We start from the raw sequence: 24284 nt of genomic DNA, 5'->3' as shown, positions 1-24284 counted from the left end.
GCATAGGGGATTTTCACCAGAAAGGGGCAGCCATGGCACCCGAGTATCGCGCTGGCGTCCCCGACGACTGGTTCGTCGATCCCGTTCAGCTCGGCGTTCCCGGGGTGCGCAAGCCCGTCGAGGACGACGCCCTCGCCTGGCAGACGGACTCGCTCTGCGCCCAGACCGACCCCGAAGCCTTCTTCCCCGAAAAGGGCGGCTCCACACGCGATGCCAAGCGCATCTGCTCGAGCTGCGAAGTGCGCTCGCAGTGCCTCGAATACGCTCTCGAAAACGATGAGCGCTTCGGCATCTGGGGCGGCCTCTCGGAGCGCGAGCGCCGCAAACTCAAGAAGCGCGCGGGCTAATACCCCGACGTCGGCCCGTGGCCGAATGTGAGCCACGCCACCGCGCCTGACGGGCGCAGGAGGAACGCGAGCTTAGGGTTGAGCCGATGTCTCCCCGAGTAACAGCGATCATCGTCGTCCACGACGGAACAGGTCCCACCGCGTCCCCCCGTGCACACGACCCCGCTGACGACCAGCGGCACCTTCGGCGTACCCTCGATGCCCTCGCGGCGCAGACGCGCCGGCCCGACACCGTCATCGTCGTCGCGTGCGCCACCCCCGAGGCCGAACTCGAGCTCGTGCGCCGCGCCGTGCCCGACCGCATCGTCACGTCGAACGACCGTCTGTCGTTCGGCCAGGCGGTCGCCGCGGGTCTCCGCGTCGCCGAGCCGCCCGCCTCCGACGACGACTTCCTCTGGTTGCTCGCGCAAGACACGGCCCCGGAGCCCGACGCCCTGGCGCGCCTGGTCGGATCGCTCGAGGTGTCGCCCTCGGTCGCCGTCGCCGCCCCCAAGAACGTGGATTGGCCCGACGGCTCGACGCTCGTCTCCTTCGGCCAGTCGATGACCCCCTTCGGCACGACGGTCGAACTGGTCGAGAACGAACTCGACCAGGGTCAGCACGACACCGCGAGCGATGTGCTCGGTGCCGCGCCCGCCGGTCTCCTCGTCCGCCACCGCGTGTGGGACGAGGTCGGCGGCTTCGACCCCGGCCTCCCCACGACCGACGACGGCCTCGACTTCTCCACGCGCGTGCGCCTCGCCGGGCACCGCGTTGCGCTCGTGCCCGACGCCGTCATCCTCACGGCCGGCGACGGTGTCGCGGGCCCCAACCGCTCGAAGCGCGCGCACGCCCGCCGTCGCCGCGCCCGGGCCGCCCGCACCGCTCAGCTGCACCGGCGCCTCGTCTACGCGCCCGCCGCCGTCGTGTGGCTGCACTGGCTGAGCCTCGTTCCGCTCGCCGTGTTGCGCGCCATCTGGCGCCTCCTCTCGAAGACCCCCGAGTTCGTCGGCGGCGAGCTCGCGGCCGCGTTCGTCACGGCTTTCGGCGGCACGAAGGTGCTTGCGGGCCGCAAACGCCTGAAGAACGCCAAGACCGTCGGATGGTCGTCGGTGCAACCGCTCCGCTTGCCCTTCGCCGAGGTGCGCCGCCGTCGCCGCCTCAGCCGCGAGGCTGGCCAGGTCGTCTACACGGTCGAACGCAGCGAGCTGCGCTTCTTCTCCGGGGGAGCGGCGTGGGTCGTGCTCGCCTCCGCTCTCGCCGGTGTCATCGCCTTCTTCTCCTTGTTGCCCGCGACTGCCCTGCAGGGTGGCGGCCTCCTGCCGCTGTCCGAGCAGGTGCCGCAGCTGTGGCAGCACATCGGCTATGGCTGGCGCGACATCGGCCTCGGCTTCGTCGGTGCGGCCGACCCGTTCTCGGCCGTGCTAGCGGTGCTCGGATCGATCACGTTTTGGGAGCCCTCCTACGCGCTCGTGCTGCTCTGGCTGCTGGCCCTCCCGCTCGCCACGCTCGGCGCATGGTTCGCGGCGACGCGTCTGACCGAACGCAGCGGCTACCGCATCTTCGCCGCGATCGTCTGGACGCTCGCGCCCACCTTCCTCTCCTCGCTCGCCGACGGCCGGCCGGCCGCCGTACTCGTGCACCTGCTGTTGCCGTGGCTGTTCTATGTCGGAGCCGTCGTGGCGCGCTCGTGGGCCTCCGCCGGCACGGCCTCGCTGCTGCTCGCGGCCACCGTCGCCGCGGCTCCCTCGCTCGCGCCCGCCATGGCCGTCTTGTGGGTTCTCGCGCTCGTGCTGTCGCGCAAGGCCATTGTGCGCGTCGTGTGGACCATCATCCCGACCGCCGCCCTGTTCGCGCCGCTCGTGTGGCAGCAGGGCATCGTGGGCGGCAACTGGCTGCGTCTATTGGCCGACCCGGGCCTGCCCATCCTCGGCCCGCAGCCGACCGGATGGCAGCTCGCGCTCGGTTTCCCGGCCGGTGACGAGGGCGGATGGCTCGCGTTCGGCCAGTCGCTCGGACTCCCCGCCGAGGTGCTGCACATCCTCGTGCCCGTACTGCTCGCGCCTCTCGCGCTCCTCGCCCTGGCGGCGCTCTTCCTGCCCGGCAGCGTGCGCGCCGCCGTGCTCCTCTTCGTCGGTCTGCTCGGCCTGGCCACGGCGGTCGGCGCCTCGCACCTCATGCTCACGTTCGTCGGGTCGTTCAACACCTCGGTGTGGGCCGGTCCCGCGCTCAGCCTCTACTGGATCGGCCTCGTCGGAGCAGCCGTCGTCGGCCTCGACAGCCTGCGTCGCGCGGGTCGCGCGCCCGCCGTCGTCTCGGCGCTCATGCTCGCCGCCGTGGCCGTGCCCCTCGTCGCCGCCGGCGCCCTCGGCACATCGGTCGTGCAGCGCACCGACGGCCGCACTCTGCCCGCCTACGTGGCCGCCGCCGCGGCGCAGGAGCCGCGCGCCGGAACGCTCATCCTCACGCCGCAGCCCGACGGCGGGCTCGCCGCCCAGCTCGTGCGCGGTGCGGGCGAGACCCTCGACCGACAGTCCACCATCGTCAGCACCGACCCCGTGGTCGAGGACGACGACCTGCGCCTGGCCACCCTCGCGGGCAACCTGGTGTCGCAGTCGGGCTACGACCTGCAGGCCGGTCTCGAGGAGAACGGCATCCGCTTCATCCTGGTGGCACCGCCCGCCACCAACCGCGGCGAATCGGCGACCACCCGTTCCGAGGAGCTGCGCGTGCGCGCGATCTCGGCCCTCGACGGCAACGCCCAGCTGGCCCACGTCGGCGAGACTGGCCGCGGCATGCTGTGGCGCAACGACGGCGAGGCCTCGACGGGTCCGGCGCCCGAGACGACACCGCTCTGGTCGAACGTCGTGCTCATCGGCACGGGCGTCGTGTTCCTCATCGCCCTGCTGCTCTCCATCCCGACCGCCGCCTCGCGTCGCGCCACCGAGTCGACGCCCCGCACGGTCGGTCGCCGCGACCGCATCCGGCCCGAGCGCCGCCGCCGCACGGTGAAGAAACCGGCCGTGGATGCGACGGAGGTGGGCGTAACGGCCGCGGGAACGCAGCATCCGGAACCCATCGAGGTCGCCGCGGAAGATCTTCCGGACACCGACGAGAAGGCGACGCAACACTCCGACGAAGACCGAACCGCCGAGCGAGAGGAGCACACCCGTGGCTAACACACGTCGCGCGGCAGCCGTTGGCGGCCGCATCGTCTCGGGCGTCGTCGGCCTCGCTCTGGCCGGAACCGCCATCTTCGCCGCCGGCACGGTGCAGCTGCCGGACCTCGGCCGCGAGGCCCCGCGCACATCGATCACGCCCGAGGGAGCCAGCCAGCTGCGCGCCTGCGCCGGGCCTCTGCTGCAGCTCGCCTCGACCGACACGGCCCTCGCCGCCGTGCAGTCGATCGGGGCCGCCAACACCACGCTCTCGGGCCGCGACGCCGCTCAGGAGCCCCTGGCCTCGCCCGACAACACGTCCGGTGACGCGTCAGGTCTGCCGCTGCGGCTCACGGCGCCCACCGACGACAGCTCCGATGCCGCGGCTCTCCTCGCCGGCGCGCAGTCTCAGTTCGCCGACCAGGAGAACGTCTTCGGGGCCGCGGCCGCCGATTGCGCCGAACCGTCCGCCAACAGCTGGGTCGTCGCCGGCTCGACCGAGGTCGGGCGCACGAGCCTGCTCGTGCTCACGAACCCGACCGCCCAGGATGCCGTCGTCGACCTCGAGTTCTCGGGGGAGGACGGTCCCATCCAGGCGCCCGGCTCGCAGGGCATCATCGTGCAGACCGGCCAGCAGAAGGTCTTCTCGCTCGCAGCCTTCGCGCCCAACGTCGTCATGCCCGTCGTGCACGTGACGACGCGCGGTGGACAGGTGAGTGCCGTCATCCAGCAGTCGGTCGTCCGCGGCCTCACGCCGACGGGTGTCGACTGGGCGGGCGCAACGGTCGCCCCGCGCACCGAAGTGACCATTCCGGGCTTCGTGGTTCCGGGCGATATCCCCGCCTCGGCGAACGATGACGCCTACGACGATCAGGCTCCCGTCATCCGCGTCTTCGTGCCGGGAGAGGACGACGCCGACGTGGCGCTCAACTTCATCGGCGAGGGTGACGATCAGAACGCGCCGGCGCCGCTCAGCGTCACGGTGCCGCACCAGTCTGCGGGCGAGATCAACCTCGCGAGCCTCGACCCCGGCAACTACACCATCGTGCTCACGTCGACGCAGCCGCTCGTGGCCGCCGGGCGTTCGACCGCCGTCGCGGGCGACAAGAGCGACTTCTCGTGGTCGCCGGCATCGGATGCCCTGGGCGCAGCCGCCTCGTTCGCCGTTCCCGCCGGACAGAACCCCGTGCTGCACCTCTCGAACCCCGGTTCGACGGCGCTCGACGCGACGTTGGATGGCGGGGGCGAGAACCGCTCGCTGACCGTCATGCCCGGCACCGCCGTGACCGTGCCGCTGACGGAGAACTCGGGCTACACGCTGACGGGAGCCGTCGGAGCATTCGGGCGCGTCGTCTATTCGGGTGACCGCGGAATCGCGGGCTTCTCGATCGCGCCGACCAACCCGGCCGCCGACACCGTCACGGTGTACGTGCGCTGAATTCGAGCTCACCTCGAGCGGATGCCTCTTTAGAGGAAGCGGAACCGCTCGGGCCCGAGATCCCACGGGTCGCGGCCGAGCAACTCGGCCGTTGCGCGGAACACGCAGCTCTCGATCATCATGCGCTGGTGCAACTCGTCATCGCGGTGCAGGCGGCTGAGGCGTTGGATGGGCAGCCGGTAGAGCACGATGCGTCGGGCCGCCGGGAACGTGGCCCAGCGGGGGACTCCGCCGCCCTCGGGCGCCTCGGCGGGCATGGGCGCCACCTCGTAACGCACGTTCGAGAGTTCTTCGGGCCACGAGCCGCGCAGGAACTCGGCCGTCGACGCGACCGTCGAATCGAACAGGTCGAGGCGGTTCTGCAGCATGGGCAGGTGCGGCCCCGTGACGGCACTGCGGCCCGATCGCCCGTGCCGGTCGTGTCGCACCGCTCGCTGTGAGGCGTTGCGCTCGGGGTAGGAGCTTCCCCGGGTTCGTCTGGCCATGCATCCAGTGTAGGCCGCTGTCAGGCGCAGCCCGGCCGCCAACTTGTACGCTGTCTGACTGTGACCGAACGACTCTGCACCAAGGTGGGATGCCGCCGCCCGGCCGTCGCCACGCTCACCTACGACTATTCCGATTCCCTGGTCGTCGTCGGTCCGCTCGGCCTCACGCCAGACCCGCACAGCTACGACCTGTGTGCGCTGCACGCCGACCGCCTGAGTGTTCCCCAGGGGTGGTCCGTCATACGCCATGCGTCGATGCGAGAATAAGACAATGAGCATCGCAACCCCCGACGTGGCCACGAGCCCCGCATTCAAAGTCGCCGACATCTCGCTGGCCGAGTCCGGCCGCCACCAGATCCGCCTCGCCGAAAACGAGATGCCGGGCCTGATGTCCCTGCGCGAGGAGTTCGGCCCCTCGCAGCCCCTCGCCGGCGCCCGCATCGCCGGTTCGCTGCACATGACCGTGCAGACCGCCGTGCTGATCGAAACCCTCGTCGCGCTCGGCGCCCAGGTGCGCTGGGCCAGCTGCAACATCTTCTCGACGCAAGACGAGGCGGCCGCGGCCATCGCCGTCGGCCCGACGGGAACGCCCGCCGAACCCGCCGGCGTTCCGGTCTTCGCGTGGAAGGGCGAGACGCTCGACGAGTACTGGTGGTGCACCGACCGCATCTTCGACTGGAGCGCCGAGGCCTCCGCCCAGGGCGCCGACTTCACGGGCCCCAACCTCATCCTCGACGACGGTGGAGACGCCACGTTGCTCGTGCACAAGGGTCGCGAATTCGAGCTCGCGGGCGCCGTGCCCGAGACGACGGATGCCGACAGCCACGAGTACTCGGTCATCCTGGGTCTCCTGCGCCGCTCGCTCGCCACGTCGACCGACCGCTGGACCACGGTCGCGGCCGAGCTGCAGGGCGTCACCGAAGAGACCACCACGGGTGTGCACCGCCTCTACGAGCTCGCGCGGAACGGCGAGCTGCTCTTCCCCGCTATCAACGTCAACGACTCGGTGACGAAGTCGAAGTTCGACAACAAGTACGGCATCCGCCACTCGCTTCCCGACGGCCTCAACCGCGCCACCGACGTGCTCATCGGCGGCAAGGTCGCGTTCGTCGTGGGCTACGGCGACGTGGGCAAGGGGGCCGCCGAGGCGCTGCGCGGCCAGGGTGCGCGCGTCATCGTCTCTGAGGTCGACCCCATCTGCGCGCTGCAGGCGGCCATGGACGGCTACCAGGTCGCACGTCTCGAATCGGTCGTGTCCGAGGTCGACATCTTCGTGACCGGCACGGGCAACCTGGGTGTCATCCGCCCCGAGCACATGCTCGAGATGAAGCACCTCGCCATCGTCGCCAACGTCGGCCACTTCGACAACGAGATCGATATGACGGGCCTCGAGAAGATCGAGGGCGTCGAGAAGGTCGAGATCAAGCCGCAGGTGCACGAGTGGCGCCTGCCGACCGGCCGCAGCATCCTGGTGCTGTCAGAGGGTCGCCTGATGAACCTCGGCAACGCCACGGGCCACCCGTCGTTCGTCATGAGCAACTCGTTCACCAACCAGGTGCTCGCGCAGATCGAGCTGTGGGTGTCGAACGACAACTACCCGATCGGCGTCTATGTGCTGCCGAAGCACCTCGACGAGAAGGTCGCGCGTCTGCACCTCGACGCGCTGGGCGTCGAGCTCACCGAGCTGAGCCCCGAGCAGGCCGCCTACATCGGCGTGTCGGTCGAGGGCCCGTACAAGGTCGATCACTACCGCTACTAAGCCATTGTGAGGGGAGCGGGCGTCTGGCTGTGAGCCGGGCGCCCGTTCGTCGTTAACAGATGAAGGTTCTCGTCCATCGTTCGCACGAGGGTTCCGGCCGGGAGGCGCCCGCGCGTTGGCGAGGCGGTGCCAGTGCGCGGGGCTGGCTCAGCAGGCTGGCCTAGCGGTCGGGAAAGTCGTGCGGCAGCCCGCGGAGGGCGGGTTCGAGGCGCGCGAGCCGCTGCTTTTCGAGCTGCAGGGCGGCGAACTCGCGGTCACGGCGCAGCGCCGAGACGCCTGCGAGGAAGATCTCCGGGGCCACGGGAGGCACAGGGGAGACATAGGCCGAGGTCTCGGCCGCCAGCTCGTAGCCGCGGCGGGCGCGCGACTCGGGCGTGAGCTTATGGGCCTCGCGCAGGTATTGCGCCACGCGGCGGGCGAGGGGATCGGGCAGGCGGCCCACGTCGGCAAGCGGAGCCCAGCTCGCCAGTTGGGGCGGCAGGCCGAGGGCCGGGTCGGGGATGCGCGGCACACGTTCGTGCTGCGAGTAGGTGCCGGCGAGCAGATCGCCGAGGCGTTTCGAACGTTCCGAGAGCAGACCGGTGATCGCGGCGACACCGCCGAACGTGAGGTAGATCTCGAAGAACCCGACAAGGGCTCGGATGAGCGCGTGGCGGAACGAGGCGGCGCCCCCGTCATCCCGCACGATGCGTGCGCCGACGATGAGGCGCCCGAGCGAGCGCCCGTGTGTGACCGTCTCGACGACGCACGGCACGATGACCGTCGACGTGACGAGGATGACCGAGGACAGTGCGGCTACGGCGGCCTGGTCGAGCTCGACGGCCATGCCCGCCGCGCCGAGCAGCAGGAACCCGCCGAGCAGCAGCAGACCGCTCACGAGAACGTCGACGATATCGCCGACGGCCCGCAGCATGAAGCCGGTCGGCCGCACCTCGAGAGCGACGGCCTCGCCCGTGATGAGCTCGGAACCGGGATCGACGCGCGAGCGGGACCCGCCCCCGGGGGTGTAACTCGACGCCGACATGCATAGTATCTAAGCAGATGGATCTGGATGCCTACACCGCCGCCCACCGCCAGGAGTGGGACCGACTCGACGCCCTCGGCGCGAAGCGGTCCTTCAGCGGTGCCGAAGCCGACGAGCTGATCGAGCACTACCAGGCCGGGGCCACGCAGCTGTCGCAGATCGCCAGCGTCGCCGGCTCGAGCGTGCAAGGGGCCCGGTTGAGCGTCTCGCTGTCGCGGGCGCGCATGCGGTTCACCGCGGCATCCAGCAACGTGCTCAGCCAGCTGCCGCGTTTCTTCGTCGTGCAGTTGCCCGCCGCGCTCTACCAACTGCGCTGGCTCACGCTCATCGTCGCGCTCGTCACGGTGGTCGTCGCCGCCCTGTGGTCGTTCTGGGTGCTGAACGACCCGCAGGTGCTCGCCAACTTCGGCACCGACGCGCAGTTGCAGAAGATCGCGAACGACGAGTTCATCAACTACTACTCCGAGAACCCGGCCGCCTCGTTCGCGGGCCAGGTCTGGACGAACAACGCCTGGATCGCCGCGCAGTGCATCGCCTTCGGCGTGACGGGCATCTGGGTGCCCTACATCATCCTGCAGAACGCCCAGGGCCTCGGCACGACATCCGCCGTGCTGTTCAGCCAGGGCGAGGCCGACACGTTCTTCCTCTACATCGCGCCCCACGGGCTGCTCGAGCTCACGAGCGTCTTCGTGGCCGCGGCTGCCGGCTTGCGCATCTTCTGGGCCTGGGTGGCGCCGGGCGGCCTGCCGCGCGCCGTGTCGCTCGCGCGCCAGGCCCGTTCGATGTTCACGGTCGTGATCGGGCTCGTGCTGTCGCTGTTCGTCTCGGGCATCATCGAGGGGTTCGTCACGCCGCAGCCGTGGCCGTGGCCCGTGAAGATCGGCATCGGTGCGCTCGCTCTGGCGGCGTTCCTGGCCTACATGCTCATTCTTGGCCGCCGCGCGGTTCGGGCGGGCGAGACGGGTGACCTGTCGGCCTTCGAGGCGGGCGCCGAGCGCATCTACGCAGCCTGAAGAGCCGGGACGCACGACAGCTTCGCGCGCCGCTGTGCAGCCTCGAGCAGAAGAGCGCAACGGCTCGAGACGGCGCTGCAGCTGGGCGTTATAGCTGGCCCGTGGCTTTCAGCTGCAGGTACAGGTCGGACAGCGCGGGCGGCAGATCCTCGGGCGATCCCGTGACGACCTGGGCGCCCACCTGGGTGAGCGCGGTGCGCACGCGTTCGATGTCGAGCAACTGGCGTTCGGCTGCAGCGGCACGATAGACGTCTTCGAGCGTGGCGCGGGAGGCGGCGGCATCCAGCGCTTCGGGGTCGGTGACCGAGGCGACGATCACGCGGTGCCGGCGGGTCAGCTGAGGCAACATCGACAACAGCCCTCGGGATGCGGCGGGCGCATCGATCGTCGTCAGCAGCACGACGAGCGCCCGCTGGTTGGTGATCTGCCGGATCTCGCCGGGAACGGACGCCCAGTCGGTCTCGATCAGCTCGGGGTCGACGGGAGCCAGGGCATCGACCATGCGCGAGAGCAGGGCCGCGCCCGTCGCCCCCTGGATGCGCGCCCGCACCCGGCGGTCGAAGGCCAGCACGTCGACGCGGTCGCCCGCCTTCGAGGCCAGGGCCGCGAGCAGCAGGGAGGATTCGAAGGCCGTGTCGATGCGCGGTTCGTCGGCGATGCGCGCGGCCGAGGTGCGGCCTGAGTCGATGACGATCACGATGCGGCGGTCGCGTTCGGGCCGCCACGTGCGCACGACGACATCCTGCCGGCGGGCGGTCGCGCGCCAGTCGATCGAGCGCACATCGTCACCGCGCACGTACTCGCGCAGGGAGTCGAACTCGGTTCCGGCGCCGCGCACCATGACGCTCGTCGACCCGTCGAGTTCGCGCAGGCGGGCCAGCCGCGAGGGCAGGTGTTTGCGCGCGTTGAAGGGCGGCAGCACGCGCAGGGTGCCGGGGGCGCGCAGGGTCACCTGGCGCGCGGCCAGGCCGAGAGGACCGTAGCTGCGCAGCGTCACGGTTTCGACTCGTCGTTCGCCGCGGCGCGTGGGCGTCAGGCGGCTGAGGATCTGTCGCCGTTCGCCGGCCGGGATGCTGAGGCGCGGCCGGGTGCCGGGCGCACCCGCCGAGGGCTGCCATCCGTCCCGCACGCGTGCGCGCAGCGTGCGGCCGCCCGTGTTGGTCACGAGTAGCTCGGTGTCGACGGCTTCGCCCAGTCGCACGCGCTCGGGTAGGCGCCGCTCGAGCGCGGTCTTCCGCGGGGATGCCGCGGCGGCCAGGTCGATGCCCAGCAGCACGAGCACGAGCAGGAGCCACGCGCCGAGCAGCAGGCCCGGTTCGCCCGTGGCCTGTCCGAGAACGACGACGGGCACGAGCCCGAGCGCCGTCAGCCAGACGAGGCGGCCGGTGATAGCCATTTAGATCGGAACCTGAACCTGCTGCAGCACCTGGCGCAGGATGGTGTCGGTGCCGACGCCCTCGAGTTCGGCCTCGGGGCGCAACTGCAGACGGTGTCGCCACACGGGCAGCACCATGGCCTGCACGTGGTCGGGCGTGAGCGACGGGTAGCCCGTGAGCCAGGCCCAGGCCTTGGCGGCGGCCAGCAGGGCCGTGGTGCCGCGGGGGCTGACGCCGAGGCGCACCGAGGGGCTGCGCCGCGTGGCGCGCGCGAGGTCGACGACGTAGCCGAGCACATCGGTCGAGACACCCGTGGCCGCGGCGGCCGACTGGGCGGCCACCAGGTCGGCGGGCGACAGCACGGCGCGCAGGCCGGCACCGGCGAGGTCGCGCGGGTTGAAGCCCGCGGCGTGGCGGCGCAGCACCTCGATCTCGGTGTCGCGTTCGGGCAGGTCGAGCACGAGCTTCAGCAGGAAGCGGTCGAGCTGCGCCTCGGGCAACGTATAGGTGCCCTCGTATTCGATGGGGTTCTGGGTGGCGGCGACCAGGAACGGCGTCGGCACGGGTTTGGCGAGACCGTCGACCGACACCTGTCGCTCCTCCATGGCCTCGAGCAGCGCCGATTGCGTCTTCGGGGGCGTGCGGTTGATCTCGTCCGCGAGCAGGATGTTGGTGAACACCGGGCCCTCGCGAAACTCGAACTCGCCCGTCTTGGCGTCATAGACGAGCGAACCCGTCACATCGCCCGGCATGAGGTCGGGCGTGAACTGCACGCGCTTCGTGTCGAGCTGCAGCGCCGTCGACAGGGAGCGCACGAGTAGCGTCTTGGCCACGCCCGGAACACCCTCGAGCAGCACGTGCCCCCGGGCGAGGAGAGCGATGATGAGGCCCGTCACGGCGGCATCCTGGCCCACGACGGCCTTTCCGACCTCGAGGCGGACGCCCTGCAGGCGTTGGCGCAGGTCGTCGTCGGTGGGGCGGGACGGCGAGGTGGCGTCGGTCATGAGTTCCTCCCAAGAGGGTCGGTGGCGTGGCGGATGTCGCGTTCGAGGTCGTTCAGGCGGTCGGACAACGCGACGACGTCGCGGTCCGAGGTGGGTGGCGCGTCGATCAGGATGGCCCGGATCTCGGCCGGATGCCGTCCGAGCGTTGCGGCCGCCGTGTCGGCAACCTCGATGGCCGACGACGAACGGGGCAGTTTGAGGCGGGCGGCGATGCGACCGGTCGTGCCGATGCGGAGGGCGTCGATGGCGCGCCCACGCGCCGAGCTGCGCTGGTAGAGCCGGGCACGACCTTCGCGGGTCTCCCCGGCGGGCACGGTCACGGGCAGGTCTTCGACGACGAGGGGGCCGAAGCGGCGGCCGCGCCAGAACACGGCCACGAGGGCTGTGATCGCGAGAAGTGAGGTGGCTGGCACCAACCAGTCGGGGGTCAGGGCCTGCAGCGTGGGCGGGCCGTTCGCCTCGAGATCGGCGGGGGTCGGCAGATACCAGACCAGGTCGTCGGCCTCGCCCAGCAGGTTGAGCGCCAGGGCGGCATTTCCGCGCTGCACGATGTGCTCGTTGTCGAAGACGGCGCGGGGGCCCACGATGCTGATGCCGTCGCTCGTCACGACGAGGGGGTAGCTTTCGGCGCCGGCCGGACCGCTGCCGAAGCATCCGATGCTCGTCTCGTCGTCGATGCCGAACGAGAGGCCGGATGCGATGCTGCCGGCTCGCTCGGCCGCGGGCACTGTGCACGAGGCGTCGGGTGTGTCGGCCGCCTCGTCGTCCGCATCCGGGGAACCGGCCAGCCGCACGCTCGGCGCGACAGCCTGCAACATGCCGAAGTCGGGCGCGATCAGCACGGTGCGTCCGGCCTCTGCGACGATCTCGGCAAGCCGATCGTCGTCGAGGTAGCCCGAGCCGTCGAACAGGGCGAGCGTGGCCCCCGGGTTCTCGGAGAGGGCGGCGTCGGCCTCGGATGCGGTATCGGCCACGTGCACGGTCACGCCCTGGTTTTTCAGCACCTCGATCACGGCCTTGGCGCCGTCGGGCGCGGGGGAGTCGGACGCGAGCGGGATGCTGGTGCCCGTCGCGCCGCCCCGCAGGACGGCGGACAGCAGGACGACGCCGAGCGCCACGATGCCGAGCAGGATCCAGAAGGTGTTGCGGCGGAAGAACTGACGGACCGTGGGGGTTTGGGCCGGTGAATCGGCGCCGGAGCCCTGCGCCGCCACGGATGAGGAAGAGCTGGTCGGCATCGTCATCGCAGGCCCCCCGCCACGGGGGTTCCATCGACGGGCGCCGCGTCGAACCCGGCCGGCGCCTGGCCCGCCAGATCGTCATCGAGTCGGGCGATGTCCGCATAGCGCTCGGCCGTGCCCGGTTCGCCGAGGTAACGCACCTCGTCGAAGGAGCGCGCGGTGTGGGCCAGCCGGTCCGAGAACGCCGGGAAAGATGTCGCGGCCCGCGCGGCGACCTCGTGCGCCGTGGTGCCGGGCGTGACGGTGACGATGGTGCGCTCCGACAGGCTCCGGGCCAGCCCGCGGAATCGTTCGGCGATCGCGAGGCCCCAGTCGCCGGCCTGGGCGGCGCGTTCGGCGTCGGCTCGGATCTGCCTAGCATCCCGGGCATCCTCGGCAGTGAAAACGCCGGACTCGGCCGAACTGCGGCGGTTCAGGCGGGGCACACCCCAGATGAGCAGCGCCACCACGATGGCCACGACCACGATTGTGACGACGATGGCGGGCAACAAGCCGTCCGGGGTTCCGCCGCCGCCGGTGAAGAGGGACATGAGCCACTCCCAGATGCCCTGCGAGATGCGGTCGAAGAGGCTCGGCTGGGCCTCGGCATAGCCCGGCTTCGAGAGCTCCTCGAGCAGCAGGCGTTTGGCTTCGGGCGCGTCGGGGTCGACCGGAACCTCGAGCGCGACATCCCGAGCCCAGGTCGAAACCCGGGTCAGAGCTGCCGTCGCATCGCTGCCGGCCCCCACGACGATGCCCCCGATCACGCCCCGTTACCGCCCCAGGTGCCAAGGCCTGCGTTGCCACCGGGGCCGCCACTGGGGTAGCCCTGCTGTTGGCCCGCCTGCTGATGCTGGCGCGCGGTGCCCTCGAAGTCGTAGGGGTTCTCGGCATCGGATGCCTGGCCGCGCTCCCGTCGCTCGACGAACCGCATGAGCTGCAGGTCGAGTCCCTCTTTGCGCATGCGCAGGTCGATGTAGATGAGTGCGGTCGTGGCGCTCTGGGCCACCGCGGTCACCGACGACGTGATGATCGACAGCAGCGCCAGCACGATGTAGAGCACGACGATCGTGGTGATGTTGTTGTCGGTGATCGCGGAACCGGTCGGGTCGAGCGACCCCGCCACGACCGAGAAGATGACCGAGACGGGCGTGGTGACGACCTGGCTGACGGTGCCCACGATGAAGGCGACGAGCAGCTGGATGCCGAGCGTCTTCCAGAAGTAGCCGGTGGTCAGCGACCACGAGCGTCGGATGGCGGCGGCGAAGCCGAGGCGTTCGAGCACGATGCCGCTCGGCACCAGCGCCAGCTTCGTCGACAGCCAGAAGACGGCCGCGATGAGAACGAGGAAACCGAGGATGCCGACCGCGACGGAGGCCCCGACGAAACCGCCGCCGAGCGACACGAGCAGAACGATGAGGCCGATCAGCAGGCCGATCGCGAGCATCATGGCGAGCGAGGCGACGAGCGTCCAGGCGACCAGCGGCCAGAACCTCGGCCAGGTCGCCTTCCAGGCCTCGCCCAGATGCAGCTTCTCGCCGAGCGTGGCGCGGGCCACCTCGGTCACGATGACGCCCTGCAGGAACACGGCGCCCGCGATCGTGAGCAGCAGAGGGATCAGACTCGCGAGCACGACCTGCAGCAGCGCGCCCGCCGCGATGGTGTCACGGTCCTCATAGCTCGCCTGAGAAATGCGCGCGAAGGCGAAGTAGCTGACCAGGCCGACGACGAGCAGCGTGACGATGGTGGTGACACCCGTGATGAGCAGGGCGCTGCCGAAGGTCGTCTTCGGGTTGCGGCGCAGCGTCTGGAACGGCGCGCCGATGAGGGTGCCGAACGACAGGGGCCGCAGCGGGATCAGGCCGGGCTTGGGCGGGGGAGCCCAGCCCTGGTTCTGCTGACCGAACGGTTGCTGCCCGTAGGGATTGTTCGGGTCGAAGGGCGCCTGCTGGCCGAACGGCTGCTGGCCGTACGGCTGTCCGTAGGGCTGCTGCTGTCCGTATTGGGGCTGGCCGAACGGCTGCTGCTGCCCGTAAGGCCCGGGCTGCCCGTATTGGGGCTGCTGGCCGGCCGGCTGCTGCTGGCCATAAGGCGGCTGCTGCCCGTACGGCTGCGGAGCCTGCCCCTCCGGCAGACGCTCCCCATAGCGCGGGGGAGCATCGTCGCCCCGCCCCCCGGCGGAACCGTTGGCGTTCGCATCGGCGCCGGGTGAGCGCCATCCATCGTCGTTGGTCATCCAGCGAATCCTCACCGCTCACGGACAGGGTCTTTCCACCATGCTGTCATAGTGTCGGCCCGGTTTACCATCGATCGGACTGCGCCCCCTCAGCGTCCGCCGTTAGGATGACTCGACGACCACTCGCCTTATCGGGGCGAGTCACCCAACTGCGGCGCGTACACGCGTGCAGGCGAAACGAGAACGAGGCGAATGAGCGCACGAATCTTGGTGGTTGACGACGACACCGCGTTGGCCGAGATGATCGGCATCGTGTTGCGGACCGAGGGTTTCGACCCCGAGTTCTGTGCCGACGGCGACGAAGCCGTCGAGGCCTTCCACCGCACCAAACCCGATCTGGTGCTGCTCGACCTCATGCTGCCCGGAATCGACGGCATCGAGGTGTGCAACCGCATCCGCAGCGAGTCGGGCGTGCCCATCATCATGCTGACGGCCAAATCCGACACGGCGGATGTCGTGAAGGGTCTCGAATCCGGCGCGGACGACTACATCGTCAAACCGTTCAACCCCAAAGAGCTGGTCGCCCGCATCCGCACGCGTCTGCGCCCGGCACCGACCGAGACCAACGAGTCGATCACGGTGGGGGATGTCACGGTCGACGTCTCGGGCCACGAGGTGCGCCGCGGCGACCAGACCATCGGTCTGACCCCTCTCGAATTCGATCTGCTGCTCGCGCTCGCGTCGAAACCGCAGCAGGTGTTCACGCGCGAGATGCTGCTCGAACAGGTCTGGGGCTACCACTACAAGGCCGATACGCGCCTCGTCAACGTGCATGTGCAGCGCCTGCGCGCCAAGGTCGAGCTCGATCCGGACAACCCCAAGATCGTCATGACGGTGCGCGGTGTCGGCTATCGCGCCGGCTCCGTGGCCTGACCGAACCCTCATGTCTCAGACCGGACGGGCGCACACCGGACAGGCGCGAACCGGCCCAGCCGGGACCGGCCCAGGGCAGACCGGCCCAGCCCAGACGGGCACGGAGCGGGCGGCGACGTTCTTCCGCGCGTGGCGCACGTGGCCAACCTCGATCGTCGCGACCTGGCGCCGGTCGTTGCAGTTCCGCACCGTGGCGATCACGTTCGTGCTCGCCTTCCTGGCCGTCCTGATCACGAGCATGTACATGTCGTTCTCGATCGGCAACGACCTGTTCCAGTCGCGCCTGAACCAGGTGTTGGCCGAGTCGAACCGGGCCGTGGCGTCGGCCCAGCGCATCCTCGACTCGTCGAACGCCGAAGATAAAGCGGCCGTGCAAGACCTCATGATCTCGGCGCGCACCGAGATTGCCCAGGCATCCTCGTCGCAGCTCATCGCCGGCTATCGCGCGCCCGGCCAGGAGTCGACGCCGCTGGCGCCGCAGGACTTCGAGGCCGCGCGGCTCGGCGGCGACGTCATCAGCGAGGAGCTGCGCGAGAGCGTGCGGTCGAGCGCCACCGACCAGTGGTGGCAGTCGACCACGCTCACGGGTGACGACGGTTCGCAGAGCGCTGGCATCATCGTGGGTTCCGAGGTGACCGTGCCGGGGGCCGGTCGCTATGAGATCTACATCGGCTACGACCTGGCCGACTCCGAGCAGACCCTGTTGTTCGTGCAGCGCACGCTCGTCCTCGGCGGGCTCGCCCTCATGCTGCTCGTCGGCGCCGTGGCCTGGGTGGTCGTGCGACTCGTCGTGACACCCATCCGCGTCGCCGCCGACACGAGCGAGCGGCTGGCATCCGGCGATCTGGCCGTGCGCATCCCCGAACGCGGCGAAGACGAGCTCGCCACCCTCGCCCGGTCGTTCAACGGCATGGCCGACAGCCTGCAGGCGCAGATCAAGAAGCTCGCCGACCTGTCCATGGTGCAGCAGAGATTCGTCTCGGATGTCTCACACGAACTGCGCACGCCGCTCACCACCATCCGGCTCGCGGGTGACGTGCTGTTCGATCAGCGCGACGACTTCCCGCCCGCCACGGCCCGCACGGCCGAGTTGCTGCACACGCAGACGCAGCGCTTCGAGCTGCTCTTGAGCGATCTGCTCGAGATCAGCCGCTACGACGCCGGGTCGGTCGAGCTCGAAACGGAGTCGGTCAGCCTCGTGCACCTGGCCGAGGACTCCGTCGAGGAGATGCGCAGCCTGGCCGAGTCGAAGGGAAGCGATCTGCGCCTCGTCGCCCCCGGCGGCTATTCCGAGGTCGAGGTCGACCCGCGCCGCATCCGCCGCATCGTTCGCAACCTGGTGGGCAACGCCGTCGAACACGGCGAGGGTCGCCCCATCGTGGTGACGGTCGACAGCAACGAACGCGCCGTGGCCCTGTCGGTGCGCGACTACGGTCTCGGCATGACGCAAGCCGACGCGCTCCGCGTCTTCGACCGTTTCTGGCGCGCCGACCCCTCGCGCAAACGCACCATCGGCGGCACGGGTCTCGGCCTCGCCATCTCGCTCGAGGATGCGCAATCGCACGGCGGTGCGCTCGAACTGTGGTCGGAGGAGGGCCGCGGAACGTGCTTCCGCCTCACCCTGCCGCGTCGATTCGGGCACGCCTACTCGGTGTCGCCGCTGCCGCTGCCGCCTGAGGATGCCGAGGGCACGGCGCCCACGTTCGCCGACGCTCCGGATGCCGGGGTTTCGTCTGATGCGGCAGCCGGTTCCGCGGCCGCCTCCTTGTTCAACTCGGGCGCGGCGGCACGCACATCGCCCGGGCACGACCTGCCCTCGGAAGCCGACTACCGGCGGGAGAACACGCTATGACCGCCTCGCACTCGCCGCACTCGCCGCACTCGTCGCGCCCCACCATCCTCGCCCTCCTCGTCGCGGGTCTCCTCGTGCTCACGGGGTGCGCGGTCATCCCGCGGGAGGGCCCCGTCGAACAGGGCGAGAGCGTGCAAGAGGACACCGACCCCGGGTTCCTCTTCGTGCCGAAGGGCCCCGAACAGGATGCCGAGCAACAGGCCATTCTCGAGGGCTTCGTCGAGGCGGCATCCAGCCCGTTGAACAACTACGAGATCGCGCGCGAGTTCCTGGCCCCGGGCGCCAAGGTCGACTGGAACCCCGACGCCAGTGTCACGGTGGACGAGCAGTCGAAGCGCCTCTACTCGGCGGTCGACGAGCGCACGATCGCGCTGACCACGACGGCGACGGCGGATGTCAGCGCGGCCGGCGAATATCGCGAGGCATCCTCGTCGGAACCCGTCAGTCGCAGCTATCACTTCACCGAGGTCAACGGTCAGTGGCGCCTCAGCGAGGTGCCCGACGGCATCGTGCTCGAACGCAGCAAGTTCGACAGCGTCTTCAGCGCCCACGCGCTCAGCTTCTTCGACCCGAGCTGGACCTACCTCGTGCCCGATCTGCGCTGGTTCCCGTCGCGCGCATCCACCGGCACGCGCATCGTCACCGCGCTACTCGACGGCCCGAGCGAATGGCTGCAGCAGGCCGTCGTCACGGCGTTCCCCGAGGGCACGGCGCTCAGCAAGGATTCGGTGCCGCTGCGGGGCACGACGGCCGAGATCGACCTCAATCGCGAGGCCCTGCAGGCCGAGACCATCGCGTTGCAACGCATGCAGGCGCAGGTCACGGCCAGCCTCACGGGCGTCTCGTCGATCACGGCCGTGCAGATCTCGATCGCGGGCACGGTCGAGGAGATCCCGACGCTCACGGTGGCCACGCCGCGCGTCGACTCGCGGGCGCTCGTGTTCGACGGCAAGACGTTCGGTTTCCAGAACGCGTCGGCCATCCAGCGCATCGAAGGTTTGTCGACACAGATCGAGGGGGTGAACCCGAAGGCCGCCACGGTCAATGCGGCGCAGACGCAGGCCGCGGTGCTCACAGCCGGGGGAGTGGCATCCGTTCGCTCGGGCGCATCGTCACCGACCATGGTGGATGAACGAGCCAACCTCATCGCGCCGGCCCTCGACAATTTCGGCTACGTCTGGACCGTCCCGTCCGACCGACCGGGAGACGTGCACGCCATCGCCGCAGACGGCACGCAAACCCCCGTCGTGACGAGCTGGCCCGAAGCTTCGCAGATCGTGTCGCTGCAGGTGTCGCGGGACGGTACGCGTGTGCTGGCTCTTCTGCGGAGCGGCGGGCAGAACCGCCTGCTCGTGGCGGGCATCGAGCGCAACAACGCGAACCTGCCGCTCACGCTGGGAGAACCCGTCGAGCTGACGATCGGTTCGGGAACGGCCATCGGCGCCACCTGGGTCGACAGCGTCTCCGTCGCATCGGTGACGACGGGCGAGGGCGACGAGCGCACGGTCGTGCAGCAGGCGGTGCGCGGCCAGTCCGAGCAGCTTCCCTCGAGCGAAGGCGCCGTCGCGGTGGCGGGTGGAAACACGGCCAGGCAGCTGCGCACGCTCGACGCCGACGGCCGATTGTCGATCTTCCAGGGGTCGTCGTGGCAGCAGGTGGCCGACGGCATCCGCTTCGTGGCGACGCAGATGGGCTCGCCCGACTAGCGTTTCGTTCTCCCCAGCCGCGATCGGGCATTCTTCTCCACAGATCGCCCCGTGTCGGTCGGGCGGATGCTCCCACGCGGAATGCTCGGCACATGACCGATCTCATTTCCACCCCCGCCCCCGAGTGGCACTCACCGTTCGCGGCCGCCCTCGGGTGGGCCCTGCCGCTCAGCTGCGTGGGCTGCCAGAGACCCGACCATCCCCTCTGCGAGTCCTGCCTGCGCCGGGCCGCGTTGTCGGCGCCTCCGCCGCGAACGCTCGCCGACGGCACGATCGTGTTCGCGGGCAGCTCCTACGCCGACGAGGCCAGGCGTGCCATCGTCGCCTTCAAGACCGAGGGGTTCACGGTCATCGACAAGCGCCTCGCGGTTCTGCTGGGCGCCTCGGTGACGGCGGCCTGTCTCGACGTCACCGACGCCCTCCCCGCTGAAGCGAGTTGGCTCGCCGCGGTGCGCGAACGCGACGGACTCGCCACGCGACGACGGCCGGTGCTGTTCGTGCCCGTGCCCTCGTCGCGACGCGGCTACCGTGCCCGCGGTTATCGCCCCGTCGACCGTGTGCTCGGTCGCACCGGCCACCTCTCGACGCCCGCGCTCGCCTATGTGCGCCAACCCTCCGACCAGATCGGTCTCGACGCCGACGAACGAGCGGCCAACATGCGGGGGAGCATGCGCACGACACGCCGTGTGGGTGGTCGCACCGTGATCCTGATCGACGATGTCTGCACGACCGGAGCAACCCTCACAGAAGCCGCTGCGGTGCTGCGCGCGGCAGGCGCTCGCCGTGTGTGCGCGGCCGTGATCGCCGCCACGCCGCTTCGTTCGCTGTTGGCACAACCCGCCCAGACTGTCAGTGACTTCTCCGTGGAGGGGGACTACGGTGGGGCCAAAGGCGTGGAAGAACCGCCCGAACTATCCGGCGGCACGCCCTATCGAGGAGGTCGCTGTGGAAACTAACATCGTCGGACTAGGTCTCGGACTCACCGATCGATTTCGCGATTACGTCGAAGAGAAATCCGAGAAGGTCGAGCACCTCAACGAGAAGGCTCTCGCCTTCGAGGTAAAGGTCTCGCGTCACAACGACAAATCGGGTCACGCGGGTGACGACCGCGTCGAGCTCACGCTCATCGGCCCCGGCCCGCTCGTGCGTGCCGAAAGCTCGGGGTCCGACAAATACGTCGCCTTCGACCTGGCCATCGCCAAACTCATCGAACAGGTGCGCCGCGCGAAAGACCGCCGCAAGGTGCACCGCGGCAAGCACCGCACGTCGCTGCACGCCGCGGCCGCCGAGGGGTTCAGCGGCATCGACATCCAGCCGGCCGACGGCGAGATCATCGAGGCCGTCGCGACGGGCACCGTGCCCACACAGCAGGTCGTCGACGACGAGCAGCCCGAGGACTACAGCCCCGTCGTCATCCGCCAGAAGGTCTTCCCGGCCGAATGGATGACCGTCGACGACGCCGTCGATCGAATGGAACTCGTCGGCCACGACTTCTTCCTGTTCATCGACGCCAAGACCGACCGCCCGAGCGTCGTCTACCGACGCAAGGGCTGGGACTACGGCGTCATCGGCCTCGACGAAGAGGCGGGCGCCTCGCAGAAACGAGCCTGAGCACACGCCGTCACGCGCATAATCGCGCGGGCTTTCCCGAACGCCGCGTGCAGCCATCCGAGCTGCACGCGGCGTTCACTCATTTACAGCGTGTGCACACCGGTCGCCCCGCTAACATAGAGTGCGGTCCGGGCAGAATTGCCCGACGTCAGTCGTGCACACGGCACGACGCGCACACACGATCGGCGCCTTCGGGCATCGAACATCGCGCGGCGCATATGACGCGCACCGAGACAACTGGAGTTCAATTCGTGGCCTCAATTCTGGAGAAGGTTCTTCGAGTCGGCGAAGGACGCACGCTGAGGAAGCTAGAGAACCTCGCGAAAGCGGTCAACGCGCTCGAAGACGACTTCGCCGACCTCACCGACGAAGAACTGAAGAACGAAACCGCCGAGCTGCGCGGCCGACACGAGAAGGGCGAGTCGCTCGACGACCTGCTGCCCGAGGCGTTCGCCGCCGTTCGCGAAGCCTCCAAGCGCACCCTGGGCCTGCGTCACTTCGACGTGCAGCTCATGGGTGGTGCCGCGCTCCATCTCGGCAACATCGCCGAGATGAAGACCGGTGAGGGCAAGACGCTGGTCGCCACGCTCCCGGCCTACCTCAACGCCATCGCGGGCAAGGGCGTCCACGTCATCACGGTGAACGACTACCTCGCCACCTACCAGTCCGAGCTCATGGGGCGCGTGTTCCGCGCGCTCGGCATGACGACGGGCGTCATCCTCTCGGGCCAGACACCCGTCGAGCGCCGCGAGCAGTACGCAGCCGACATCACCTACGGCACCAACAACGAGTTCGGCTTCGACTACTTGCGCGACAACATGGCCTGGCAGTCGGCCGACCTCGTGCAGCGCGGTCACTTCTTCGCCGTGGTCGACGAGGTCGACTCCATCCTCATCGACGAGGCTCGCACGCCGCTCATCATCTCGGGTCCGTCGTCAGGCGAGGCCAACCGCTGGTTCACCGAGTTCGCGCGCATCGCCAAGACGCTCACGCCCGGCGAAGACTACGAGGTCGACGAGAAGAAGCGCACCGTCGGTGTGCTCGAGCCCGGCATCGAGAAGATCGAGGACTACCTCGGCATCGACAACCTCTACGAGTCGGCCAACACGCCGCTCATCTCGTTCCTCAACAACAGCATCAAGGCCGTCGCCCTGTTCAAGAAAGACAAGGACTACGTCGTGATGAACGGCGAGGTCATGATCGTCGACGAGCACACCGGCCGCATCCTGATGGGTCGCCGCTACAACGAGGGCATCCACCAGGCCATCGAGGCCAAGGAGGGCGTGGCCGTCAAGGCCGAGAACCAGACGCTCGCCACCGTCACGCTGCAGAACTACTTCCGCCTCTACGAGAAGCTGTCCGGCATGACCGGAACGGCCGAGACCGAGGCCGCAGAGTTCATGTCCACCTACAAGCTCGGTGTGGTGGCCATCCCCACCAACCGCAGCATGCAGCGCATCGACCAGTCAGACCTCGTCTACAAGAACGAAGAGACGAAGTTCCAGCAGGTCGTCGAAGACATCGCCGAGCGCCACGAAAAGGGTCAGCCCGTCCTCGTCGGCACGACGAGCGTCGAGAAGAGCGAATACCTGTCGCGTCTGCTCGCCAAGAAGGGCATCCGGCACGAGGTCCTCAACGCCAAGAACCACGCGCGTGAGGCCGCCATCGTAGCCCAGGCCGGTCGGCTCGGCTCGGTCACGGTCGCCACCAACATGGCCGGCCGTGGAACCGACATCATGCTGGGCGGCAACGCCGAATTCCTCGCCGTCCAGGAGATGAACCAGAAGGGCCTGAGCCCCGTCGAGACCCCCGACGAATACGAAGCCCAGTGGGACGACGTGTTCAAGGCCGTCAAGGCCGAGGTCGGCGAAGAGGCCGAGAAGGTCATCGCCGCCGGAGGCCTCTACGTCCTCGGCACCGAGCGCCACGAGTCGCGACGCATCGACAACCAGCTGCGCGGTCGTTCCGGCCGTCAGGGCGACCCGGGCGAGAGCCGCTTCTACCTGTCGCTCACCGACGACCTCATGCGCCTGTTCAACTCGGGCGCCGCAGAAGCCCTCATGGGCCGCAACGGTGTGCCCGACGACATCGCCATCGAGTCGAAGGTCGTCAGCCGTGCCATCCGCAGCGCCCAGTCGCAGGTCGAATCGCGCAACGCCGAGATCCGCAAGAACGTGCTCAAGTACGACGACGTCCTCAACCGCCAGCGCGAGGCCATCTACTCCGACCGCCGCCACATCCTCGAGGGTGACGATCTGCACGAACGTACGCAGAAGTTCCTCGAGAGCGTCATCGACGAGGTGCTCGACGTGCATGTGGCCGACGGCAACGGCGACGACTGGGACTTCGACGCCCTGTGGGTCGAACTGAAGACGCTCTACCCGATCGGCCTCACGGTCGACGAGGTCGTGGCCGAGGCCGGCCGCAAGGGCAAACTCGACCGCGACTTCCTGCGGCGCGAGATCCTGTCCGACGCGAAGCTCGCCTACAAGCGCCGCGAAGAGCAGCTCGGCTCCGAGGCCATGCGCGAGCTCGAGCGACGCGTCGTGCTGCAGGTCATCGACCGCCGCTGGCGCGACCACCTCTACGAGATGGACTACCTGAAGGACGGCATCGGACTGCGCGCCATGGCGCAGCGCGATCCGCTGGTCGAGTACCAGCGCGAGGGCTACGCCATGTTCCAGCAGATGATGGGTCAGATCCGCGAAGAATCCGTCGGCTACCTCTTCAACCTCGAGGTCGAAGTCAACCGCCCGTCCGCCGACGACATCGCGGCCACCGTCTCGGCCAAGGGACTCGAGCGACCCGCCGGCGAAGAGGAGAAGCTCAGCTTCACCGCCGCCAACGACGCGGGTGAGGTCGAGGTGCGCAACCAGAAGGGTCAGATCGAGAAGGCGGCCACCAACCGCGCGCAGCGTCAGGCCGAGAGCCAGAAGGCCGCAGCAGCTGCCGACGGGGACGAGCCTGCCGAGGCTCCGAGCCGCCCGCAAGACGCCCCTAAGGGTGGAGCACGGGGCGCTTTCGGGCAGTCCTCCGGCTCAGCACCCGCGGCTGCCAACCGCGCCGAACGTCGCGGCCAGGCCAAGAAGAAGTAAACGCTCGCCATCCGCGCCCCGTCCTCCGACGCGCGCACGGCAGGCGGGCTCAGCGAAGGGCGCCACTCCTCACGGGGTGGCGCCCTTCGCGCTGCCCGGGGCGCCGGC

19 protein-coding genes are annotated in these 24284 nt (G+C 69.5%); 12 read left to right on the top strand and 7 right to left on the bottom strand.

Annotation, left to right across the window (positions count from 1 at the left end; genetic code table 11):
* Positions 1–32: 32 nt before the first annotated feature.
* From ACZ6IE_RS10055 to ACZ6IE_RS10045, 3 genes are all read left to right on the top strand, one after another.
* On the top strand, positions 33–347 hold the full coding sequence (locus tag ACZ6IE_RS10055; RefSeq protein ID WP_077055305.1) for a WhiB family transcriptional regulator: 315 nt from the start codon (positions 33–35) through the stop codon (positions 345–347).
* Positions 348–433: 86 nt separating this feature from the next.
* Positions 434–3505 carry a glycosyltransferase gene (locus ACZ6IE_RS10050; protein WP_464607830.1) on the top strand — a complete coding sequence of 1024 codons (3072 nt, stop codon included), beginning with the start codon at positions 434–436 and terminating at the stop codon, positions 3503–3505.
* On the top strand, positions 3498–4922 hold the full coding sequence (locus ACZ6IE_RS10045; RefSeq protein WP_464607829.1) for a DUF5719 family protein: 1425 nt from the start codon (positions 3498–3500) through the stop codon (positions 4920–4922). The genes ACZ6IE_RS10050 and ACZ6IE_RS10045 overlap by 8 nt, the downstream gene beginning before the upstream one ends.
* Before the next feature lie 29 nt (positions 4923–4951).
* Here the strand turns inward: ACZ6IE_RS10045 and ACZ6IE_RS10040 are convergent, their stop codons facing one another.
* Entirely contained in the window at positions 4952–5407 is a 456-nt protein-coding gene (locus ACZ6IE_RS10040; protein ID WP_464607828.1) for a metallopeptidase family protein, read from the bottom strand.
* Positions 5408–5467: 60 nt separating this feature from the next.
* Here ACZ6IE_RS10040 and ACZ6IE_RS10035 point away from each other — a divergent pair, with 60 nt between their 5' ends.
* Together ACZ6IE_RS10035 and ahcY are read left to right on the top strand one after the other, a co-directional pair.
* Positions 5468–5674 carry a DUF3499 family protein gene (locus tag ACZ6IE_RS10035; RefSeq protein ID WP_077055309.1) on the top strand — a complete coding sequence of 69 codons (207 nt, stop codon included), beginning with the start codon at positions 5468–5470 and terminating at the stop codon, positions 5672–5674.
* A 4-nt stretch (positions 5675–5678) separates the two neighbouring features.
* Complete coding sequence (ahcY, locus tag ACZ6IE_RS10030) at positions 5679–7166, top strand: adenosylhomocysteinase (RefSeq protein ID WP_077055310.1); 1488 nt, start codon at positions 5679–5681, stop codon at positions 7164–7166.
* A gap of 160 nt (positions 7167–7326) precedes the next feature.
* Here the strand turns inward: ahcY and ACZ6IE_RS10025 are convergent, their stop codons facing one another.
* Positions 7327–8190 (bottom strand): RDD family protein, encoded by an 864-nt coding sequence (locus ACZ6IE_RS10025; RefSeq protein ID WP_464607827.1) that lies wholly within the window; start codon positions 8188–8190, stop codon positions 7327–7329.
* A gap of 17 nt (positions 8191–8207) precedes the next feature.
* Here ACZ6IE_RS10025 and ACZ6IE_RS10020 point away from each other — a divergent pair, with 17 nt between their 5' ends.
* Positions 8208–9203, top strand: coding sequence for a stage II sporulation protein M (locus tag ACZ6IE_RS10020; protein WP_464607826.1), 996 nt, complete (start codon positions 8208–8210; stop codon positions 9201–9203).
* Positions 9204–9291: 88 nt separating this feature from the next.
* On the opposite strand, the gene ACZ6IE_RS10015 is transcribed toward ACZ6IE_RS10020, so the two are convergent.
* From ACZ6IE_RS10015 to ACZ6IE_RS09995, 5 genes are read right to left on the bottom strand one after another with little or no spacing between them, the layout of a single operon-like run.
* Complete coding sequence (locus tag ACZ6IE_RS10015) at positions 9292–10599, bottom strand: DUF58 domain-containing protein (protein WP_464607825.1); 1308 nt, start codon at positions 10597–10599, stop codon at positions 9292–9294.
* Complete coding sequence (locus ACZ6IE_RS10010) at positions 10600–11583, bottom strand: AAA family ATPase (protein ID WP_464607824.1); 984 nt, start codon at positions 11581–11583, stop codon at positions 10600–10602.
* Complete coding sequence (locus tag ACZ6IE_RS10005) at positions 11580–12827, bottom strand: DUF4350 domain-containing protein (protein WP_464607823.1); 1248 nt, start codon at positions 12825–12827, stop codon at positions 11580–11582. The genes ACZ6IE_RS10010 and ACZ6IE_RS10005 overlap by 4 nt, the downstream gene beginning before the upstream one ends.
* Complete coding sequence (locus ACZ6IE_RS10000) at positions 12824–13570, bottom strand: DUF4129 domain-containing protein (protein ID WP_464607822.1); 747 nt, start codon at positions 13568–13570, stop codon at positions 12824–12826. Before ACZ6IE_RS10000 ends, ACZ6IE_RS10005 begins: the two co-directional genes overlap by 4 nt.
* Positions 13567–15039, bottom strand: a complete 1473-nt coding sequence (locus ACZ6IE_RS09995; protein ID WP_464607821.1) for a hypothetical protein — start codon at positions 15037–15039, stop codon at positions 13567–13569. The genes ACZ6IE_RS10000 and ACZ6IE_RS09995 overlap by 4 nt, the downstream gene beginning before the upstream one ends.
* A gap of 192 nt (positions 15040–15231) precedes the next feature.
* Between ACZ6IE_RS09995 and mtrA the strand changes: the two genes are divergently transcribed.
* The 6 genes from mtrA to secA all read left to right on the top strand — a co-directional run bounded on the left by mtrA (position 15232) and on the right by secA (position 24176).
* Complete coding sequence (mtrA, locus tag ACZ6IE_RS09990; protein WP_077055317.1) at positions 15232–15912, top strand: MtrAB system response regulator MtrA; 681 nt, start codon at positions 15232–15234, stop codon at positions 15910–15912.
* Between the two features lie 10 nt (positions 15913–15922).
* Positions 15923–17764 carry an MtrAB system histidine kinase MtrB gene (gene mtrB / locus ACZ6IE_RS09985; RefSeq protein ID WP_464607820.1) on the top strand — a complete coding sequence of 614 codons (1842 nt, stop codon included), beginning with the start codon at positions 15923–15925 and terminating at the stop codon, positions 17762–17764.
* Positions 17761–19470 carry a GerMN domain-containing protein gene (locus tag ACZ6IE_RS09980; RefSeq protein ID WP_464607819.1) on the top strand — a complete coding sequence of 570 codons (1710 nt, stop codon included), beginning with the start codon at positions 17761–17763 and terminating at the stop codon, positions 19468–19470. Before mtrB ends, ACZ6IE_RS09980 begins: the two co-directional genes overlap by 4 nt.
* Before the next feature lie 92 nt (positions 19471–19562).
* A complete protein-coding gene (locus ACZ6IE_RS09975; protein WP_464607818.1) occupies positions 19563–20426 on the top strand; it encodes a ComF family protein in 864 nt (287 codons plus the stop codon).
* Positions 20416–21081: a ribosome hibernation-promoting factor, HPF/YfiA family gene (gene hpf, locus ACZ6IE_RS09970; protein ID WP_464607817.1), complete on the top strand. Its 666-nt coding sequence runs from the start codon at positions 20416–20418 to the stop codon at positions 21079–21081. Before ACZ6IE_RS09975 ends, hpf begins: the two co-directional genes overlap by 11 nt.
* A 251-nt stretch (positions 21082–21332) precedes the next feature.
* Entirely contained in the window at positions 21333–24176 is a 2844-nt protein-coding gene (secA, locus tag ACZ6IE_RS09965) for a preprotein translocase subunit SecA (protein ID WP_464607816.1), read from the top strand.
* Positions 24177–24284 lie beyond the last annotated feature (108 nt).

The sequence above is a fragment of the Okibacterium sp. AC114 genome (assembly GCF_979253355.1).
The sequence above is the reverse complement of the archived record's forward strand: the minus strand, read 5'-3'. Positions and strand labels throughout refer to the sequence as shown.

What these genes read in the sequence shown, in the direction of transcription:
- ACZ6IE_RS10055 (WP_077055305.1), top strand. Translation starts at nt 33, where the DNA reads ATGGCACCCGAGTATCGCGCTGGCGTCCCCGACGACTGGTTCGTCGAT.
- ACZ6IE_RS10050 (WP_464607830.1), top strand. Translation starts at nt 434, where the DNA reads ATGTCTCCCCGAGTAACAGCGATCATCGTCGTCCACGACGGAACAGGT.
- ACZ6IE_RS10040 (WP_464607828.1), bottom strand. Translation starts at nt 5,407, where the DNA reads ATGGCCAGACGAACCCGGGGAAGCTCCTACCCCGAGCGCAACGCCTCA.
- ahcY (WP_077055310.1), top strand. Translation starts at nt 5,679, where the DNA reads ATGAGCATCGCAACCCCCGACGTGGCCACGAGCCCCGCATTCAAAGTC.
- ACZ6IE_RS10025 (WP_464607827.1), bottom strand. Translation starts at nt 8,190, where the DNA reads ATGTCGGCGTCGAGTTACACCCCCGGGGGCGGGTCCCGCTCGCGCGTC.
- ACZ6IE_RS10020 (WP_464607826.1), top strand. Translation starts at nt 8,208, where the DNA reads ATGGATCTGGATGCCTACACCGCCGCCCACCGCCAGGAGTGGGACCGA.
- ACZ6IE_RS10015 (WP_464607825.1), bottom strand. Translation starts at nt 10,599, where the DNA reads ATGGCTATCACCGGCCGCCTCGTCTGGCTGACGGCGCTCGGGCTCGTG.
- ACZ6IE_RS10010 (WP_464607824.1), bottom strand. Translation starts at nt 11,583, where the DNA reads ATGACCGACGCCACCTCGCCGTCCCGCCCCACCGACGACGACCTGCGC.
- ACZ6IE_RS10005 (WP_464607823.1), bottom strand. Translation starts at nt 12,827, where the DNA reads ATGACGATGCCGACCAGCTCTTCCTCATCCGTGGCGGCGCAGGGCTCC.
- ACZ6IE_RS09995 (WP_464607821.1), bottom strand. Translation starts at nt 15,039, where the DNA reads ATGACCAACGACGATGGATGGCGCTCACCCGGCGCCGATGCGAACGCC.
- mtrA (WP_077055317.1), top strand. Translation starts at nt 15,232, where the DNA reads ATGAGCGCACGAATCTTGGTGGTTGACGACGACACCGCGTTGGCCGAG.
- mtrB (WP_464607820.1), top strand. Translation starts at nt 15,923, where the DNA reads ATGTCTCAGACCGGACGGGCGCACACCGGACAGGCGCGAACCGGCCCA.
- ACZ6IE_RS09980 (WP_464607819.1), top strand. Translation starts at nt 17,761, where the DNA reads ATGACCGCCTCGCACTCGCCGCACTCGCCGCACTCGTCGCGCCCCACC.
- ACZ6IE_RS09975 (WP_464607818.1), top strand. Translation starts at nt 19,563, where the DNA reads ATGACCGATCTCATTTCCACCCCCGCCCCCGAGTGGCACTCACCGTTC.